The organism is Bacteroides fluxus YIT 12057, assembly GCF_000195635.1.
In the GTDB taxonomy this organism is placed as follows: Bacteria; Bacteroidota; Bacteroidia; order Bacteroidales; family Bacteroidaceae; genus Bacteroides; species Bacteroides fluxus.
The window spans coordinates 1-15,955 of record NZ_GL882647.1; the positions used below are offsets into that span (position 1 = coordinate 1).

Sequence of the window (15,955 nt, forward strand, 5' to 3'; positions counted from 1 at the left end):
TATCCTGCTGCACGGCATCCTTGAACTCGAAGCAACCATTGCGGACGGATTCCGTTGCGGGGTCGTCCACCCGTTTGAGCTGATTGCAGGTGAGGGTGACATTCAGATTGTCAAGCAGTACGTATGATGAGGATGCGGTATGCCCGTAGCGTTGCAGGCCGGTGATGTTCCCGTTCTTGTCATCCCCCCGTCACGTTCTCGCTGAAACGGTTGACATCCGTGCTAATGCTTGCTGTCTCACCGTAAGTAGCGTTCAACAGATAGTCCAGCCCGTCGTAGGTGAACTTTGTGCTGCCGATACCTGTCAGCCAATTGCAAATATAAGCTTACTTATTGGCAAACAACCCCTGTGTGTTATGAGACTCAAGCAAAGATAAAAATTCCCTGCTTACACATAATTACATAAGCAGGGAATCATTTAGGGATTATCGTATCAGAAGATTCTCATATTCAGAAACAACGAATGAAGGACATTCGCTACAACGGGACATTATTCTTCTATTATACACTTTAAGATAAAGCCATCATTTTTTCTAATTTCGTAATAAACAGTTCCTCCAAACAATAGTTCATCTATTTTTGAAACAGGTTCACTTCTTACAATCCAAATACTATCATTGATAAGATGAATATGAAGAGGTCCCTGAATTTCTATTAGGCCTTGCTCTATTAGGCTATTTATACTCGGTTTCACTTTTTCAAAAACATCCTCTACAGAAATTATCATTTTATTTGTACTAATAGTATCACATTCTTCAAATGGCTTTACGTCTACGTATTCTTTCCGAAGGGTCGTATCTATAATAAAATTCACTTCTTCTCGAATGTTCGTAGTCTTACTTCTTTTTACATTACACCCCGCAAGGCAAAGTAACAATAAAGCTAATGAAATTACATACTCTTTCCTCATTTTACTTGAACATATTTATAATTCTATCCATAAACTTAGCAAATAGAGAACGCGTATTATCTACTGGAGCAACATTATTTAGTCGTTCGGGATCTTTTGGATCACTAGGTAAATCATTAGAAATAGTCTCCACTCGCTTTTTTGCAAAATTATATTCTAATAAACTGCCATTAGGAGTTGCCAAATATCCAACTAATCCAGTTTTTTCATTAGTTCTTTTATCAGTATTGGAAAACTCATTATCTTTTACGATGAATTTATTTCCCTTAGTATCTGTTATATTTCCTGTATATTCACCATGAGAATGAATAGTTGCAACATTTTTCTTATCGCTTGAATTCAACATTTTACCACCATGAAAACCTAAAACAACAGCTGGAGTATATGAGTATTTGACCTTTCCACCATCTTCTACTTTATAAATTAGATATCCTTCCTCCGTCAACAGGAACTTGGCGGTACCGTTTTCATAGATCACGTTTGTGCAGTAGTCCGTTGTGGTGCTGGCACCGCCTATGCCGTGCACTGTCCGAAGTTTCGTTCCGTCCGCGGCATATGTATAGGTGATCCGGTTTCCGTCAATAAAGGTCACCGCACCGGGCAAATTTAAGCAATTATATGATATGCCCGCAATTCCCTTGTTTAAATCTTTAGTTAAATTACCGTTCAGAAGGTATAAGTGGTGGACGTGATGTCATAACCTCCCAACAGATTGCTACGCACCGTCTTCACCACACGCCCTTTGATGTCATAGTAGTTTGCCGAGTAAATCTTAGCGTTGCTGCCAAAGACAGAGATGACGCACCCTCCTGCCTGGAGAGTCCATCCAAGACCAACCCAAGTGGCCTCTTGTGCCACTCGTGTTCCGTCCGTATGATAGGATAGCGTAATGGGGAACTTCTTTCCGTCAAGATCAATCTCATAAACAGGAATGCTAAGGCTGGCCTGTCCCACATAGTTACTGGTCGGTATCATCCCGAATGTTCCCAATGACGCCGCATTGGGAGATACAGAGACAACCCGGAGGTTCGTTTCAGGATTCTGGGAATATAAGACTGTTGCCCCCAACAGAAGGGACAGCAATAAAAATAAGGAAATTCTTTTCATACTAGTCAATGTTTGTAATGGTTGTTTTTTGTCAGTGCTATAATTGAAGATTTCAGGGAGCTATTTCTCAAGCCCCCTAAATAACCTCATCAGCAGCCTACCTCCGGATTATAGCGGCGGCATCGCCTGCACGCCCAACATACTGGCTATGGTGGCAACGATGGTGCCTACAATTTTCAGGATATCTTTCCAAGTCTCTTTACTAATTTTCATAATGTTCTGTGTGTTTAATGATTCTATAGATTTTTACTGACCTCGAAGCACGGGCACTGTTTCACCCACTCTCCGGGTTCCACCGTTCCGTCTCCGTCCCGGTCCGGGCTCAGGTCCCGGTGACCGCATACGCGGGCATCCTTGAACAGCTTTAGCAGCCGGTGTACCAACAGGCGCAGCGCCGAGCGTTGTTCCGGTGTACGGGTGTCTTTGGGATTTCCTTCAGCGTCCAGCCCTCCCTCATAACAGATGCCTATCGAGTGGGCATTCTGCCCCTTCACGTGCGCGCCGGGCAGTTGCAGGGGGCGGCCGTCGAATACGCTTCCGTCCCTGCGGATGTAGTAATGATAGCCGGTTCCACGGAATCCGCGGCGGCGGTGCTCTCTCTCCAGAGCTTCGGGAGTAAGCGCATAGCCTTCCCGTGTGGCGCTGCAATGCACCACGATGTAGTTGATTTTTCGCATGATGATTTTGTGTTTCAAGACAGGATTTAAAAAGAAAGCCGCCGCCTTTTCCTTGCCGGCCAGTAGAGGCGGCGGCTTTCCGGCTACAATCAGCCTAGCGGATTCTCGTTTTCGTCTCCGTCGTTACCGCCCGCACCGGTACCGCCTGAAGCAGTGTCCGCATCCGGCGCATAGGCTACAAACTTAACGCCAGTCACCATCGCGCGGGTGGCAACGGTGCGGTTGGCATTCTTGGTAGTGCTTGGCTGGAAACGTACCGTGACCGTAGCCTGTGCAGGTGATACCTTCGCCGCACTCTCCACACCTTTCCCTGTAGATTTCATCACAAGGCGGAAAGTGCCAAGTCCATCCAGAGTCACACTCTCGGAAGCGTGCAAATGGGTGGTCATCACCCTTACCAGATTGTCGAGGGTATTCTTTGTATCCCCCTTGGTAAGAGAGGAGTATTCCGAAATTTCCTGCGCCACCTGGTCCGTCGTCACATGCCCCTTCAGCACGACGCGTGGATAGAATAGTCTTTGTTTGTTCTTGTTCTCCAATACAGATTGGAATGCTTTGTAAAGTACAGGCATAATAATTTTGTTTTAACTGTGTTAATAGAATAATTTTGTTTTGTGTCTTAAGCTTAACCACACTGCAAATATAAGGGTCTTTCAACTCTCCGGAAAATAAAAACCATGATTTTATTCACAAATATAATACCCATAAATTCACAATATGAAAATATACAATCTACCGGCACAAGCTCAGCAGATATTTCCCGGGCTGCCGTATTTTTCCGTGGCTTTCACGCAAAGCGCAAAAACCTTTCCACAAGGGATGCCCGATGATGCCGAAGTTACTTTTGAAAATGATGGCACACTGCTCCTGTGGCGGAATGCGATATTGCCGCATATTGAAAATCAATCCGTCCAAGTTGCGTTGAAGTCCGTCCCGAGGAGGTTGCAAAGCATTGACATCGGCGTCCGTCCACTCTCGACGCACATGTTTGCCGGAAGCCGCACCTTGTTCACCGAGTCCGTTTTCTGTATTTCCGCTACCCTGCCGGAAAGAAAAATTATCCTCCCCTCCGGTCTGTTCCTCCGCAGGCACGGAGCCTGCGCCCGCAGTTCCCCCGGTTTCGGGGGAACTATAGAGGAGGGAGTTTTCTTTGGTTTGCTGTGCTATGCTGTGCTGTGCTATGCTTTGTGTACCATTGGCGGCTTTTCCTGCATTTTCCTGCTGAAAATGTTCCGCACCGGAGATAATTGTAACATTATCGGGAGTGACAGGTGCAATTGCGGGAACAACAAGTGCGTCGGCGGAAGCAGCAGGAACATCGGGAACAGCAGCAGGAGCGTCGGCAGGTAATAAATTGTAACGGCTGTCTATCAAAACGGAACTGCGCCGCTTGGTGATGAAAAGGTATTGCCGCTGAATGTCGGCAGACGTCAGGATGTGATACTTTCCGAAAAGCTCAGAGCTGAAGAGCCCGTAATCCACGGCAAGACGGATGATGCGCTCCACGTCGGCAGACTCCTGCTGATAAAGGTTGTCGGCAAGGTCGTCGTAAAAAAGAGAATCGGACCGCACATAGTAGCCCTCACCCGAATAGACGCTGCAAAGCGCCTGTAGCAGTACCGCCAATGCAGAATCGCCCTCGCGCTTCATGATGCGCCGCACCAGGCGGTCCTGCATGAAATCTGTATTCAAGGGGAAATAGTCAAGCCCCCGTTTTTTTATTCTGGACACGATGATTGATGATTAATGATTAATGACTGGAAATATCCTCTTCACGCAAACGTTTTCTCTTGCGGGCCACACTTTCTTTCACCACCTGCCAGGCATGCATTATGAGCGCCATACGCAGGGCGCGGTCTGCGGTTTCGGTGATTACGGGATAACGGTGCGTATGTTCCGCAGCCTGCACATGATAATAGCGCACGTTACTGGCTGCGCGACGGCACTCTTTGCAGTAGCGGTCCGGGCGTTGCGTATTTTTCTCAATGTAGAAGGCTTCCAGAGGAAGTTCTTTGCGGCAGCATCCGCAGAAGGAAGTTTCGGGTATCAGTTTCTGTTTCATAATAAGAACTTTTATCAATTATAATTTTTTATTGCTTGGTTGTATCTATAGATTCGGCATGCCAAGTCTATATATCCAATGTGCCGTATCTATAGATCCGGTGTGCCAGAACTATATATCCGGCAGATTGTATCTATATGTCCGGCATGTCACATCTATACAGGCCTTTTCCATAAAGATCCTCTCCTTTTATTTGCATTTATAAAACATCTTATGTATTTTTGCTCCCACAAAGGTAATATTGTTTTCATTTATAAAACAAATCATTTAGACCGGTTTTCTTAAAAAAAACAATAACTCAATATGGATGAAGGGTTAACACACTCTGATTTTTTTACATATTAAAAACAAGCAATCATGATTATCACAAGCGATTCGCCTTTCAATGCCGCAGAAATCGTAAAGCGCGCCAAACTGGTGAAAGATTTCAAGACAGACAGTGAGTTAGCTGCCTTTTTAGGCATCTCGCGCTCCACCCTAAGCAACTGGACAGCCCGCAACAGCATAGATTTTCCACTGATACTGAAGCGCTTCTCTGATATAGACTACAACTGGTTGCTGGCAGGCAAGGGTACTCCCATGCATCAACCTGTATTTTGCAACAGCGAATTGGCGAAGGGAGAGGTGGAAATCATTCACAATCCTAAAACTCCCGAATGTATAGATGACCGCAGCGTGACGCTCTACGACATTTCCGCCGCCGCCAACCTCAAGACAATGCTTGCAGACCGCCCGCAGTACGCTTTGGGCAAGATACTCATCCCCAACGTGCCCCAGTGTGACGGCGCCGTCTATGTGAGCGGTGACAGCATGTACCCCATCCTGAAAGCGGGTGACATCGTGGGCTTCAAATCCATTTCCAGCTTCAGCGACGTGATTTACGGCGAAATGTACCTCGTATCCTTTGAACGTGGCGGTGACGAATACCTGGCTGTGAAATACATCAACCGTTCCGAACAGGCGGGATGCCTCAAACTGGTGAGCTACAATACGCACCACGACCCGATGGACCTGCCTTTGCAAGCCATCAACGCCATGGCGATTGTGAAATTTTCAATAAGGAAAAATATGATGATGTAATGACCGGGCAACTTTTGTCCGATATCATGGCAGTGACGGGGCCCTTGGCATGGGATGCCCGGTAAAGGAAGAAACCAAAAGCTGCCGCTTCCATTCTGGAAAATCCAGAACAGAAGGGCAGCTTTCTATATAAATAGCTGTAAAGCTATGCTGATTATAAACCGAATGCGGCTTTCACCTTGTCCACGTAGTCCAGTTTCTCCCAAGTAAAGAGTTCCACCTCTATATCCTTGTCACCTTCGTAGCGCGACTTGAAATGCTTGACGACAGTCTGCGGTTCACGTCCCATGTGTCCGTAAGCGGCAGTTTCCTGATAGATAGGATTGCGCAGCTTCAAACGATCTTCGATGGCCTTCGGACGGAGGTCGAACAACTCGTCCACCTTCTTCGCAATCTCACCGTCACTCATCCGCACATGGCTGCGGCCGAAAGTATCCACAAAGATATTGATAGGACGAGCCACGCCGATGGCGTAACTAACCTGTACCAACAGCTCATCTGCCACACCGGCAGCTACCAGATTCTTGGCAATGTGGCGGGCAGCGTATGCGGCACTGCGGTCCACCTTCGAGGGGTCTTTGCCAGAAAAAGCGCCGCCACCGTGCGCACCTTTGCCTCCGTAAGTATCCACGATAATCTTACGGCCTGTCAGACCGGTATCTCCGTGAGGGCCACCGATTACGAACTTGCCTGTAGGATTGACATGATAGGTGATGCGGTCATTGAACAGAGCCAATACCTTCTCCGCATGGATAGAAGCGATCACACGGGGCATCAGAATCCCGACCACATCTTCTCGGATCCGGGCAAGCATCTCCTCGTCAGCCTTCAGCTGGGCTGCCTCACTGTCATCGGCAGGTTGTATGAAGTCGTCATGTTGGGTAGAAACCACAATGGTATCAATTCGTACGGGCGTGCCGTTATCATCATATTCAATGGTCACCTGGCTCTTGGCATCGGGACGGAGATAAGTCATCTGCTCACCTTCACGACGGATGTCTGCCAGAACTTGCAGGATGCGGTGCGCCAAGTCCAGCGAAAGCGGCATGTAGTTTTCCGTTTCGTTGGTGGCATAACCGAACATCATGCCCTGGTCACCGGCGCCTTGTTCCATAGGATCCTGCCGCTCTACACCACGGTTGATGTCGGGGCTTTGCTCATGGATGGCGCTCAGTACACCGCACGAGTTGCTCTCGAACATATACTCGCCTTTGGTATAGCCTATTTTCTTGATTACTTCACGTGCAATGAGCTGGAGGTCAACGTACGCTTTGGTTTTCACTTCACCGGCCAGTACTACCTGTCCGGTAGTAACCAGAGTTTCGCAAGCTACTTTCGAACTGGGGTCGTATGCCAACAGTTTGTCAAGCACAGCGTCCGATATTTGATCGGCCACTTTGTCGGGGTGTCCTTCAGACACCGATTCGGATGTGAATAAATATCCCATACTTCGTAAATTAAAGAATGAATAATTAAAAATGAAAGACAGGGAGAAAGAAGAATCATCTATGAGTAGGCACGCAAATCGCGGTGCACCGTGACACCGTCAGAAAAGGATGTGTTTTAGCATTTTTTTCTGTGGTTGCAAGCTACTCAAATCTTTCCACATATCATTTCAAGAGTGCAAATTTAGCTGTTTTTCCTATATATGATATATATTTGCAAGCAGTATTAACATTATATAGCTAAACATAAACCTCATCGGAACTCCAGAGTCCGGCAATCTGCCTCCAATTCCAGCAGTTTCTTCTTGGCAGCCAGACCGCCTGCATATCCGGTCAGCTTATGGTCACGTCCGATGACACGGTGGCAAGGAACGAAGATAGAAATAGGGTTTGCCCCGTTGGCAGCCGCCACGGCACGCACGGCTTTCGGTTCTCCGAGCCTTTGCGACAATTCACCGTAAGACAGGGTTTTTCCATAAGGGATATTCTGCAGTTCCTGCCACACTGACTTCTGAAACTCTGTGCCTACCAAGAGCAACGGAATGTCGAACGTTTTCCTCTTGCGGGCAAAATATTCATCCAACCGGACAACCGCTTTTGCAATCACTTCGGAACTGCCCGCTTCATAACCGGCCTCCAGTGACTTTTGTATTCGCTTGTCAATCATGGACCTGCGCTTTTCATTCACCCAATCGCATAGACAAAGTCTATCCTCAAACGAGCCGAGTATCAATTCGCCGCAGGGAGATTGGTAATACTGAATCAGAATGGTCTGCATACACTTTCTTATTTTTGAAGTCTCCGCAAAGATAGATATTATCTCTAAAAATCCCTATCTTTGCATCCGAACCTATTCTAAATATCATCATGAGAAAACTGATTTTACTATGCCTGCTCCTGCTGGCATCTACCCTGGGACGAAGCCAGGAAAAGAATGAATTCACCGTATTGCAATGGAACATCTGGCAAGAGGGAACAAAAGTACCCGGAGGATACGACGCCATCGTGAACGAGATTGCACGCCTCAAACCGGACTTCGTGACTTTCAGCGAAGTAAGGAACTACCGCAACACCCGATTTTGCGACCGCATTGTACAGTCATTGAAGGAAAAAGGAGAAACCTACTATTCCTTCTACAGCTACGATTCCGGACTATTGAGCCGCCACCCCATCACCGACTCTCTGACCGTCTTCCCCGAAAAGGACGACCACGGAAGCATATACAAGATGACAAGCCGCATCAACGGGCATAAGATAGCCGTCTATACAGCCCACTTGGATTATCTGAACGATGCCTACTACAATGTACGCGGTTACGACGGCTCCACTTGGAAAGAAATTCCCATACCGCAAACAGTGCGCGAAGTACTTGAAGTAAACGACGCCTCCCTGCGCGATGATGCCACCCGGGACTTCATAACCGCTGCCCGCCGGGACATCGAAGAAGGTACAATTGTCATTCTGGGTGGAGACTTCAACGAACCTTCCCACCTGGACTGGATACGCGAAACGAAAGACCTCTATGACCACAACGGCCTCATCATTCCCTGGACCGTACCCCTGCTGCTTGACAACAATGGTTTTATAGATACCTACCGCACGTTGTATCCTGATGTGTTGGCCTGCCCGGGGTTCACCTTCCCTGCCGACAATCCGTTAGTCAAGGTGGAAAACCTTACCTGGACCCCAAAATCCGATGAACGGGACCGCATAGACTATGTGTTCTACTACCCCCACCCTGCCATCCGGCTGAAAGACGCCGTAATTTTCGGACCGCAAGGCAGTATTGCCAAAAGCCGGCGGATAACGGAAAATACCAAAGACAAATTCCTGTTGCCGGAGGGCGTATGGCCTACCGACCATAAAGGACTGCTTGTGACCTTCGGAATAGAGCCTTGACCATAAATCCCAGAGACTGCCCTACAACAATTCTTGCATTGTTTTTTTCAATACAGGATGCACCACATCGGGAGCAATCTCCGCCAAAGGCTCCAGCACAAAACGGCGGTCTTGCATCAACGGGTGGGGAAGTTGCAGCCCGGGAACGTCCAACAGGACAGGAGTACCGTCACCGGCAAAACAGAGCAGAAGGTCAATGTCTATCACACGGTCACTATATGCACCATTGACAGACTTATGGATACGTCCCATCTCAAGCTCGATCTCTTGAGTAATTTTCAGTATCTCTAAAGGAGAAAGCTGAGTCTCCACACAAAGGGCGGCATTCAGAAAAGTATGCTCCGAAGTAAATCCCCACGGAGCAGTAGCATAAAAAGCGGAAAGGGAAATCACTTTCCCTATCCGCTCCTTTATCTTTTGAACGGCGGTACGGAGATGCTGCTCCTTGTCGCCGAGATTGGTTCCAAGACCGAAATAAATAGTCATAACCGGATTATCTGTCTGTAATCAGCATCGCATCACCATACGTACCGAAGCGATAATCTTCCTTCAACGCAACATTATACGCTTCCATTACCTGTTCGTAACCGCCAAAAGCAGCCACAATCATCAGCAGGGTGCTGAGCGGCATGTGAAAATTGGACACCATGGCATTGGCGACAGTGAAATCATACGGCGGGAAAATGAACTTATTGGTCCAGCCTTCATATTCTTTCAGATGCCCGTCCGTGCTGACAGTACTTTCAATGGCACGCATCACGGTAGTACCAACGGCACAAACCTGTTTATTTATATCTTTGGCATGATTCACAATCTTCACGGCCTCACTGTTTACAATCATCTGCTCGGAGTCCGTCTTGTGTTTCGTCAAGTCTTCCACATCGATATCACGGAAATTGCCCAAACCGGCATGCAACGTGATATAGGCAAAGTCGATTCCCTTGATCTCCATACGCTTCATCAATTCACGGCTGAAGTGCAGACTGGCAGTAGGAGCTGTTACAGCACCCTCGTTACGGGCAAAGATAGACTGGAAACGTTCCGAGTCTTCCGGCTCGACAGGACGGTTGACGATGCTGTGCGGAAGCGGCGTTTCTCCCAATGCATAGAGTGCTTTCTTGAACTCGTCATGCGGTCCGTCATAAAGAAAACGGAGAGTACGCCCGCGTGAGGTAGTGTTGTCAATTACCTCGGCCACCATAGAATCGTCATCACCGAAATAGAGCTTGTTTCCGATACGGATTTTACGTGCAGGATCCACCAATACATCCCACAAACGCAGCTCTTCGTTCAACTCGCGCAATAAGAACACCTCGATACGGGCACCGGTCTTTTCTTTGTTTCCGTACAGGCGGGCAGGAAATACCTTGGTGTCGTTGAAGACAAATACATCCTTATCATCGAAATAGTCCAAGATGTCCTTGAACATCCGGTGTTCGATTTCACCTGTCTTTCTGTGAAGCACCAACAGGCGCGATTCGTCTCTGTACTTCGCAGGGTGCAAAGCGATCTTCTCTTCAGGAAGTTTGAATTTAAATTGCGACAGTTTCATAATTATTTGAGTTTTTAAATTTATTTATTGCACTTCTATCTCTTGCCTCTCTACCCACTCCTTAAAATCGAGCGGATCAAGGCAGTCTTCTATACGGATATCGCCGACACGGGTACGCTCAAGGGCGGTAAGATGTGCACCGCTGCCCAAGGCCAGCCCGATATCACGGGCCAAGGCACGGATATAAGTACCTTTACTGCATACCACACGGACTTTGATTTCCGGCAAGTTACATTCCAGCAATTCTATTTCATCAATCACCAGCAACTTGGGCTTCAGCTCCACTTCCTCTCCCTTGCGGGCAAGGTCGTAGGCACGTTTGCCATTCACCATACATGCCGAAAAAGCGGGCGGCACTTGTTGTATCTCGCCCACGAACTTCTTCAACGCCCCTTCCACCAACTCACGGGTAATGTGTTCCGTGGGATAGGTAGCATCTATCTCATGTTCCAAATCATAGGAGGGAGTAGTGGCACCCAAGCGGATGGTAGCAACATACTCTTTGGTATGATACTGGAATTCTTCAATGCGTTTGGTAGCCTTGCCTGTACAGACAATCATCACCCCCGTAGCGAGAGGATCCAGCGTACCGGCATGTCCTACCTTCAGTTTCTTTACACCTATCCGCCGGCAAATGTGATAACGCGCATGCCCCACAACTTTGAACGATGTCCAGCCCAACGGTTTATTGAAATACAAAACTTCTCCTTCTTTAAAATTCATCATTACATTACCTCCAGATTATGCCCTGTCAGCAACAAGATCAGAATCAACCCTCCAACAATGATGCGATACCAGCCGAACGCTTTGAAACCGTACTTCGTAACAAAACTGATAAAAAACTTGATAGCAAGCAACGCCACTACAAAAGCAACCACATTACCAATAATCAATGCGGACATGTTGTTCATGATAATTTCCGTTCCTCCATCCAGGAAAAGTTTCAAAATCTTATAAGCCGTAGCCGCAAGCATAGTAGGTACGGCCAGAAAGAATGAAAATTCGGCCGCCGCCTTACGAGTAAGCTTCTGTGACATACCGCCTACAATGGTAGCCATGGAACGTGAAACACCCGGTATCATGGCTATGCACTGAAACAAACCGATGCTGAAAGCCTTTTTCTCTGTCAACACCGTATCTTCACTGCCTTTCGAGAAAATCTTATCGCAAAACAGCATGAATATGCCACCGACCACAAGCATCACGGCTACTACCGTCACACTTTCCAACATTGCGTCAATCTTGTCGCTGAACAGGAAACCCAGTATGGCAGCCGGAACAAATGCTACCAACAACTTCCAATAGAAATCGAACTTATGCAAGAAACGTCCCAGACCGGATGCCCCTTCAGGCAAAGGCGTGTGATTCAAGCGGAAGAACCGTTTCCAATACAGACACACTACCGACAGGATAGCCCCGAACTGAATAATCACCGTAAATGCTTTCACAAACTCAGTGCTCTCCACACCCAACATATTTTGGGTAATAATCATGTGTCCGGTCGAAGAAACAGGCAAAAACTCCGTCAAGCCTTCGACAATAGCAATGATAATTACCTCAAGAGTACTTAGATCTTCCATAGTTATTCCTTAACCTCCTCTTTTGTTTTCGGCTTACGCAGCACAGCATATATCATGAACACGAAGCCCAGAAGACATACTACCGGAGCTACCTTGATACGTCTCACACTAAAGATATCCGGCTCAAAAGTCGTCGGTGTGGACGAGGGGCCGGTCATCAGGATAAAACCGAGGATTACCACCGCCATACCGATGGCAAGCAGGATAAAGTTGGTCTTATCAAAAGCGAATTTTTGTTTATCCATCTGTTTTTTTTATGATTTGACTATTTACAATTTATTGCCTATATATAATACAACGTGCTTGCTTTCATCTTTAAATATTTATTAATGGAAAGCAAGGCACACAACCAGGTGATAAGCACCCCAAACACAAGTACGGACACTGACACCAGCAACATGACATTGGGCGTAATAACCCGTATCAAATCCGGTTCATAGGAAACCAGCCAATAGGCAGCTCCCCACAAAACACCATCGGCAACCGCGGCAGACAGCACACCGATCCAGAAGTTACGGCGCAAAAACGGACGCCGGATAAAACTCCAGCTTGCCCCCACCAACTTCATGGTGTGGATGAGGAAACGCTTGGAATAAATGGCAAGGCGGATCGTGTTGTTTATCAGCGCAAAAGAGATAAATGTCAGTATCACCGCCAAACCTAGAAGCATCAAGCTGATGTTGCGGATATTATCGTTGATGGCATCTATCAGATCCTTCTGATAGAGTACCTCCTGGATATTGGTATTCTTCTTTATCAGTTTCTCTATCTTGGCAATGCTGTCCGAGTTGGCATAATCGGAATGCAACTTGATTTCAATGGATGCAGTGAAAGGATTATAGCCCAAGAATTCCTGCGGATCCGTACCCATAGCTTCCGTCTGCTCGCGGAGAGCCTGCTTTTTGGAGATATATTCCGTCTCTTTCACGAAAGCCTCCTTATCCAACTTCTTCTGTAACTTCAGGATCTCGCTCTCCTTCATGTCGTCACTGATGAGGATGGAGAAGTTGATATTCTCCTTTACATAGATGGAAAGATTGTGGGCAGCCAACACAAAGAACACGACCAACCCCAGCAACAACAGCACCAACGTCGTGCTTATGCTGGACGTGATGAACTGCATATCAAAATAGGATACCGAATGGTGCTTTGCCTTCATTGCATTAATTGATGGTTGATAATTAATAATTAGTTCTTTTTCCGGAAGACATAAATCATGGAACTGCTGCGCTCTTTCTTCACCAGTGCACTGAACCAAGCCAGTGTACCGGTTATCATTCCCCGCAGGAAGGTGCAAGAATGCCTCATGTGTTTTTCCGTCAACATCGATACATAAAAAGCATCGAACGGCATGGGATGTCTCTCCGCCATGATGAATCCATGTTTGGAACCAAACTGCTGGATGGTGCCCGGTGTAAAATGCCACAGGTGACGGGGAACATCGTATGCAGCCCAGTATGCCCCATACTTCTGCGCATCGAACGAAGAGCAGTTAGGTACAGCAACAATCAACACGCCCTTGTCGGTCAGCAGGGAATTCAAGGTCTCCCAAACTTCATTCAGATGTTCCAGGTGCTCCATGACATGCCATAGGGTAATCACATCGAAGCTGCCGGGTGCGAAGTCTTTCAAAGCCGTATCGGGGCGTACCTCCAAATTAAAATGCTCTTTAGCAAAAGCACGCGCCTGCGCACTCTTTTCCACCGCCTCCACCTGCCATCCACGACGCTGCATGGCATCTGCAAAATAGCCGGTTCCCGTACCTATATCCAGCAAACGGCCTTCCTTGCGGTGCGCTTCCCGGGCTACCAGGCGGGCTTTGCTTCCCAACATATAGCTGCGCACCCAATGGTAAACGGAGTTCATCACCCCTTTCTTTGTATCCGAATGTGAAATATAATCGGGAGTTTCGTAATAGCGGCCTATCTCAGCCTCTACCGGAAAATCCTGCGTGAAAAGAAACCCGCAGTCCCGGCAACGGCACAAGTGGAACATTTCGCCCGTGGCATAATGGTCAACACAAGTCAGGGCACGCTCAAGATGCGTTCCCCCGCATAACGGACAAGCTTTTATAGTGAATTTATTCATCGAACGTTCTGCCAATAAGGAAGTGCACCCCTACTGAACAAGGCACACCAAACCTAAATTTGGTACAAAATAACAAATAAAAAGTGATTTACAGGCCTTTTGTTAAGGAGATTTAAGAGTTAGCTCACGGGGTTGCTCTTAAATCTAAAAAAATTACCTTTGCCGTATCAAATAAACCGCATTTCATGAAATCAACCAGAACAATACTGCATTTAGCATTACTTCTGTTGGGATTGTACGCTTGTGACAACCGCCCGTTTCCTCATGCCATGCAAGTGGCGGATTCGCTTGCAAACACTGCACCCGACAGTGCAATAACCCTTCTGCAACAGATAGAAGACAGCATCCTCTCGGAACCCGAAGCAACTCGGGTGTATTATGACCTGCTACGCATCAAGGCGCAAGACAAGGCTTACGTCACACATACTTCAGACAGCATCATCCGGCAAGTAGTCTGCTATTATCGAAAGGAAAAAGACGAAAAGAACCTGCCCAAAGCACTCTATTACGCAGGACGGGTGTATAGGGACCTGGGGGATACACCTCAGGCGTTGGAGTATTTTCAACGGGTAATAGAGACTGCAAAAGGTAGCACAGACCATAAACTACTAAGCAACGCATACAGCCAGATAGGAATGATTTTCCTCTATCAGGACATTTATGACAAAGCACCGGAAATGTTTAGAAAGGCCTATCACCATAACGCATTGGCAAAAGACAGTATCGGGATGGTGTACAGATTACGTGATATAGGCCGTTCCTACAGCACCCTGAAACAAGCAGACAGCGCCATCCATTACTACCGGCAAGCAGACAAGCAGGCAGAACGTATCAAAAACCTACGGCTAAGAAGCGTAGTAAATAGTGAATTGTCCGGCTATTATACAGAATTGGGGAGATACGAGGAGGCATATAAAGCGATGCAGATAGCAACATCATCAAAAAGAGGAAAGAAATTTCCTTTATATGCCATCAAAGCGCAATATTACGAACATACCAACCAGCCCGATTCTGCAATACATTACTATTCTCAATTACTATTCACGAACAACTACATTTATAAGCAGGGAGCCTATTGGGGATTATACAATATTGCAAGATCAAAAGGAAAAATAAATGAAATGCTGACGTATTTAGACCAATACTTAATGTACACAGATTCCGTACAAAATATGAATCAAGTAGAAACGATTCGTAAAATAAACGCATTATACGATTATCAACTAAGCCAGAAAGAGAATAGGAAACTAAAAATCCAAACTTTTCAAGAAAGAAGATTGAAAGTTATTTTCTGCATAGCTTTTGTTTTTTCAATACTCCTCTTTATTGCTTACCGAGAATACCATAAGAGAAAAGAGCAAGCCAAAAGAATACAACGACAAAAACTTGAAAGAATAAAGAAAGAACAATATCAGTTAAGCCTTGCCCAAATAGAAAAAAACAAAAAAGAAATCGAAATATTAGAGTTCTCTTTGCGAGAGGCAGAAACCACACAGAACCAGCTACAACAAGATTTGCTTAAACCCGTTGGCGGAATTAATTTAAGTTGATAAAT

General features: G+C 46.6%; 19 protein-coding genes and 1 pseudogene. 3 read left to right on the forward strand and 17 right to left on the reverse strand.

All coding sequences use genetic code 11. The features are described 5' to 3' along the window. Positions 1-490: 490 nt before the first annotated feature. From HMPREF9446_RS11455 to HMPREF9446_RS11485, 8 genes and pseudogenes are all read right to left on the reverse strand, one after another. Positions 491-910 (reverse strand): NTF2 fold immunity protein, encoded by a 420-nt coding sequence (locus tag HMPREF9446_RS11455; RefSeq protein WP_009125825.1) that lies wholly within the window; start codon positions 908-910, stop codon positions 491-493. Between the two features lies 1 nt (position 911). Next, a pseudogene (locus HMPREF9446_RS19165) lies at positions 912-1,592 on the reverse strand (DUF4329 domain-containing protein); the annotation flags it as partial. Beyond that, positions 1,577-2,017, reverse strand: coding sequence for a protein kinase family protein (locus HMPREF9446_RS11465; RefSeq protein ID WP_009125827.1), 441 nt, complete (start codon positions 2,015-2,017; stop codon positions 1,577-1,579). The pseudogene HMPREF9446_RS19165 and the gene HMPREF9446_RS11465, both read right to left, overlap by 16 nt. A 108-nt stretch (positions 2,018-2,125) precedes the next feature. Continuing rightward, complete coding sequence (locus HMPREF9446_RS18745; protein WP_157243326.1) at positions 2,126-2,230, reverse strand: smalltalk protein; 105 nt, start codon at positions 2,228-2,230, stop codon at positions 2,126-2,128. 23 nt (positions 2,231-2,253) lie between these two features. Then, the gene (locus tag HMPREF9446_RS11470; protein WP_039969234.1) at positions 2,254-2,694 is read right to left on the reverse strand and encodes an N-acetylmuramoyl-L-alanine amidase; all 441 of its coding nucleotides are present in this window, start codon (positions 2,692-2,694) and stop codon (positions 2,254-2,256) included. An 89-nt stretch (positions 2,695-2,783) separates the two neighbouring features. Next, complete coding sequence (locus tag HMPREF9446_RS11475) at positions 2,784-3,266, reverse strand: HU family DNA-binding protein (protein WP_009125830.1); 483 nt, start codon at positions 3,264-3,266, stop codon at positions 2,784-2,786. Between the two features lie 160 nt (positions 3,267-3,426). Then, a complete protein-coding gene (locus HMPREF9446_RS11480) occupies positions 3,427-4,425 on the reverse strand; it encodes a DUF4373 domain-containing protein (RefSeq protein WP_039969237.1) in 999 nt (332 codons plus the stop codon). Positions 4,426-4,444: 19 nt separating this feature from the next. Further along, on the reverse strand, positions 4,445-4,756 hold the full coding sequence (locus HMPREF9446_RS11485; protein ID WP_039969238.1) for a hypothetical protein: 312 nt from the start codon (positions 4,754-4,756) through the stop codon (positions 4,445-4,447). 357 nt (positions 4,757-5,113) lie between these two features. On the opposite strand from HMPREF9446_RS11485, the gene HMPREF9446_RS11490 reads away from it, so the two are divergent. Then, on the forward strand, positions 5,114-5,836 hold the full coding sequence (locus tag HMPREF9446_RS11490) for a LexA family transcriptional regulator (protein WP_009125834.1): 723 nt from the start codon (positions 5,114-5,116) through the stop codon (positions 5,834-5,836). A gap of 154 nt (positions 5,837-5,990) precedes the next feature. Here the strand turns inward: HMPREF9446_RS11490 and metK are convergent, their stop codons facing one another. Together metK and HMPREF9446_RS11500 are read right to left on the reverse strand one after the other, a co-directional pair. Next, a complete protein-coding gene (gene metK / locus HMPREF9446_RS11495) occupies positions 5,991-7,283 on the reverse strand; it encodes a methionine adenosyltransferase (protein WP_009125835.1) in 1,293 nt (430 codons plus the stop codon). 251 nt (positions 7,284-7,534) lie between these two features. Further along, complete coding sequence (locus tag HMPREF9446_RS11500) at positions 7,535-8,059, reverse strand: methylated-DNA--[protein]-cysteine S-methyltransferase (protein ID WP_009125837.1); 525 nt, start codon at positions 8,057-8,059, stop codon at positions 7,535-7,537. Between the two features lie 89 nt (positions 8,060-8,148). On the opposite strand from HMPREF9446_RS11500, the gene HMPREF9446_RS11505 reads away from it, so the two are divergent. Next, positions 8,149-9,180, forward strand: coding sequence for an endonuclease/exonuclease/phosphatase family protein (locus tag HMPREF9446_RS11505; protein ID WP_009125838.1), 1,032 nt, complete (start codon positions 8,149-8,151; stop codon positions 9,178-9,180). A gap of 21 nt (positions 9,181-9,201) precedes the next feature. Here the strand turns inward: HMPREF9446_RS11505 and folK are convergent, their stop codons facing one another. Genes folK through HMPREF9446_RS11540 form a run of 7 tightly spaced genes read right to left on the reverse strand, consistent with a single transcriptional unit; the run spans position 9,202 to position 14,400 of the window. Then, entirely contained in the window at positions 9,202-9,666 is a 465-nt protein-coding gene (gene folK, locus HMPREF9446_RS11510; RefSeq protein ID WP_009125839.1) for a 2-amino-4-hydroxy-6-hydroxymethyldihydropteridine diphosphokinase, read from the reverse strand. Between the two features lie 7 nt (positions 9,667-9,673). Then, positions 9,674-10,732 carry a tRNA preQ1(34) S-adenosylmethionine ribosyltransferase-isomerase QueA gene (queA, locus tag HMPREF9446_RS11515; RefSeq protein ID WP_009125840.1) on the reverse strand — a complete coding sequence of 353 codons (1,059 nt, stop codon included), beginning with the start codon at positions 10,730-10,732 and terminating at the stop codon, positions 9,674-9,676. Between the two features lie 24 nt (positions 10,733-10,756). Then, positions 10,757-11,458 (reverse strand): tRNA pseudouridine(55) synthase TruB, encoded by a 702-nt coding sequence (truB, locus tag HMPREF9446_RS11520; RefSeq protein ID WP_009125841.1) that lies wholly within the window; start codon positions 11,456-11,458, stop codon positions 10,757-10,759. Beyond that, positions 11,458-12,312, reverse strand: coding sequence for an undecaprenyl-diphosphate phosphatase (locus HMPREF9446_RS11525; protein ID WP_009125842.1), 855 nt, complete (start codon positions 12,310-12,312; stop codon positions 11,458-11,460). Before HMPREF9446_RS11525 ends, truB begins: the two co-directional genes overlap by 1 nt. 2 nt (positions 12,313-12,314) lie before the next feature. Then, complete coding sequence (locus HMPREF9446_RS11530) at positions 12,315-12,557, reverse strand: DUF3098 domain-containing protein (RefSeq protein WP_009125843.1); 243 nt, start codon at positions 12,555-12,557, stop codon at positions 12,315-12,317. Between the two features lie 38 nt (positions 12,558-12,595). Then, complete coding sequence (locus HMPREF9446_RS11535; protein ID WP_009125844.1) at positions 12,596-13,471, reverse strand: cell division protein FtsX; 876 nt, start codon at positions 13,469-13,471, stop codon at positions 12,596-12,598. Between the two features lie 29 nt (positions 13,472-13,500). Beyond that, positions 13,501-14,400 carry a class I SAM-dependent methyltransferase gene (locus tag HMPREF9446_RS11540; protein ID WP_009125845.1) on the reverse strand — a complete coding sequence of 300 codons (900 nt, stop codon included), beginning with the start codon at positions 14,398-14,400 and terminating at the stop codon, positions 13,501-13,503. A 185-nt stretch (positions 14,401-14,585) separates the two neighbouring features. Between HMPREF9446_RS11540 and HMPREF9446_RS11545 the strand changes: the two genes are divergently transcribed. Beyond that, a complete protein-coding gene (locus tag HMPREF9446_RS11545) occupies positions 14,586-15,950 on the forward strand; it encodes a tetratricopeptide repeat protein (protein ID WP_148345799.1) in 1,365 nt (454 codons plus the stop codon). The last annotated feature ends 5 nt before the right edge of the window (positions 15,951-15,955 follow it).

What these genes read in the sequence shown, in the direction of transcription:
- HMPREF9446_RS11455 (WP_009125825.1), bottom strand. Translation starts at nt 910, where the DNA reads ATGAGGAAAGAGTATGTAATTTCATTAGCTTTATTGTTACTTTGCCTT.
- HMPREF9446_RS11465 (WP_009125827.1), bottom strand. Translation starts at nt 2,017, where the DNA reads ATGAAAAGAATTTCCTTATTTTTATTGCTGTCCCTTCTGTTGGGGGCA.
- HMPREF9446_RS18745 (WP_157243326.1), bottom strand. Translation starts at nt 2,230, where the DNA reads ATGAAAATTAGTAAAGAGACTTGGAAAGATATCCTGAAAATTGTAGGC.
- HMPREF9446_RS11470 (WP_039969234.1), bottom strand. Translation starts at nt 2,694, where the DNA reads ATGCGAAAAATCAACTACATCGTGGTGCATTGCAGCGCCACACGGGAA.
- HMPREF9446_RS11475 (WP_009125830.1), bottom strand. Translation starts at nt 3,266, where the DNA reads ATGCCTGTACTTTACAAAGCATTCCAATCTGTATTGGAGAACAAGAAC.
- HMPREF9446_RS11485 (WP_039969238.1), bottom strand. Translation starts at nt 4,756, where the DNA reads ATGAAACAGAAACTGATACCCGAAACTTCCTTCTGCGGATGCTGCCGC.
- HMPREF9446_RS11490 (WP_009125834.1), top strand. Translation starts at nt 5,114, where the DNA reads ATGATTATCACAAGCGATTCGCCTTTCAATGCCGCAGAAATCGTAAAG.
- metK (WP_009125835.1), bottom strand. Translation starts at nt 7,283, where the DNA reads ATGGGATATTTATTCACATCCGAATCGGTGTCTGAAGGACACCCCGAC.
- HMPREF9446_RS11500 (WP_009125837.1), bottom strand. Translation starts at nt 8,059, where the DNA reads ATGCAGACCATTCTGATTCAGTATTACCAATCTCCCTGCGGCGAATTG.
- HMPREF9446_RS11505 (WP_009125838.1), top strand. Translation starts at nt 8,149, where the DNA reads ATGAGAAAACTGATTTTACTATGCCTGCTCCTGCTGGCATCTACCCTG.
- folK (WP_009125839.1), bottom strand. Translation starts at nt 9,666, where the DNA reads ATGACTATTTATTTCGGTCTTGGAACCAATCTCGGCGACAAGGAGCAG.
- queA (WP_009125840.1), bottom strand. Translation starts at nt 10,732, where the DNA reads ATGAAACTGTCGCAATTTAAATTCAAACTTCCTGAAGAGAAGATCGCT.
- truB (WP_009125841.1), bottom strand. Translation starts at nt 11,458, where the DNA reads ATGATGAATTTTAAAGAAGGAGAAGTTTTGTATTTCAATAAACCGTTG.
- HMPREF9446_RS11525 (WP_009125842.1), bottom strand. Translation starts at nt 12,312, where the DNA reads ATGGAAGATCTAAGTACTCTTGAGGTAATTATCATTGCTATTGTCGAA.
- HMPREF9446_RS11530 (WP_009125843.1), bottom strand. Translation starts at nt 12,557, where the DNA reads ATGGATAAACAAAAATTCGCTTTTGATAAGACCAACTTTATCCTGCTT.
- HMPREF9446_RS11535 (WP_009125844.1), bottom strand. Translation starts at nt 13,471, where the DNA reads ATGAAGGCAAAGCACCATTCGGTATCCTATTTTGATATGCAGTTCATC.
- HMPREF9446_RS11540 (WP_009125845.1), bottom strand. Translation starts at nt 14,400, where the DNA reads ATGAATAAATTCACTATAAAAGCTTGTCCGTTATGCGGGGGAACGCAT.
- HMPREF9446_RS11545 (WP_148345799.1), top strand. Translation starts at nt 14,586, where the DNA reads ATGAAATCAACCAGAACAATACTGCATTTAGCATTACTTCTGTTGGGA.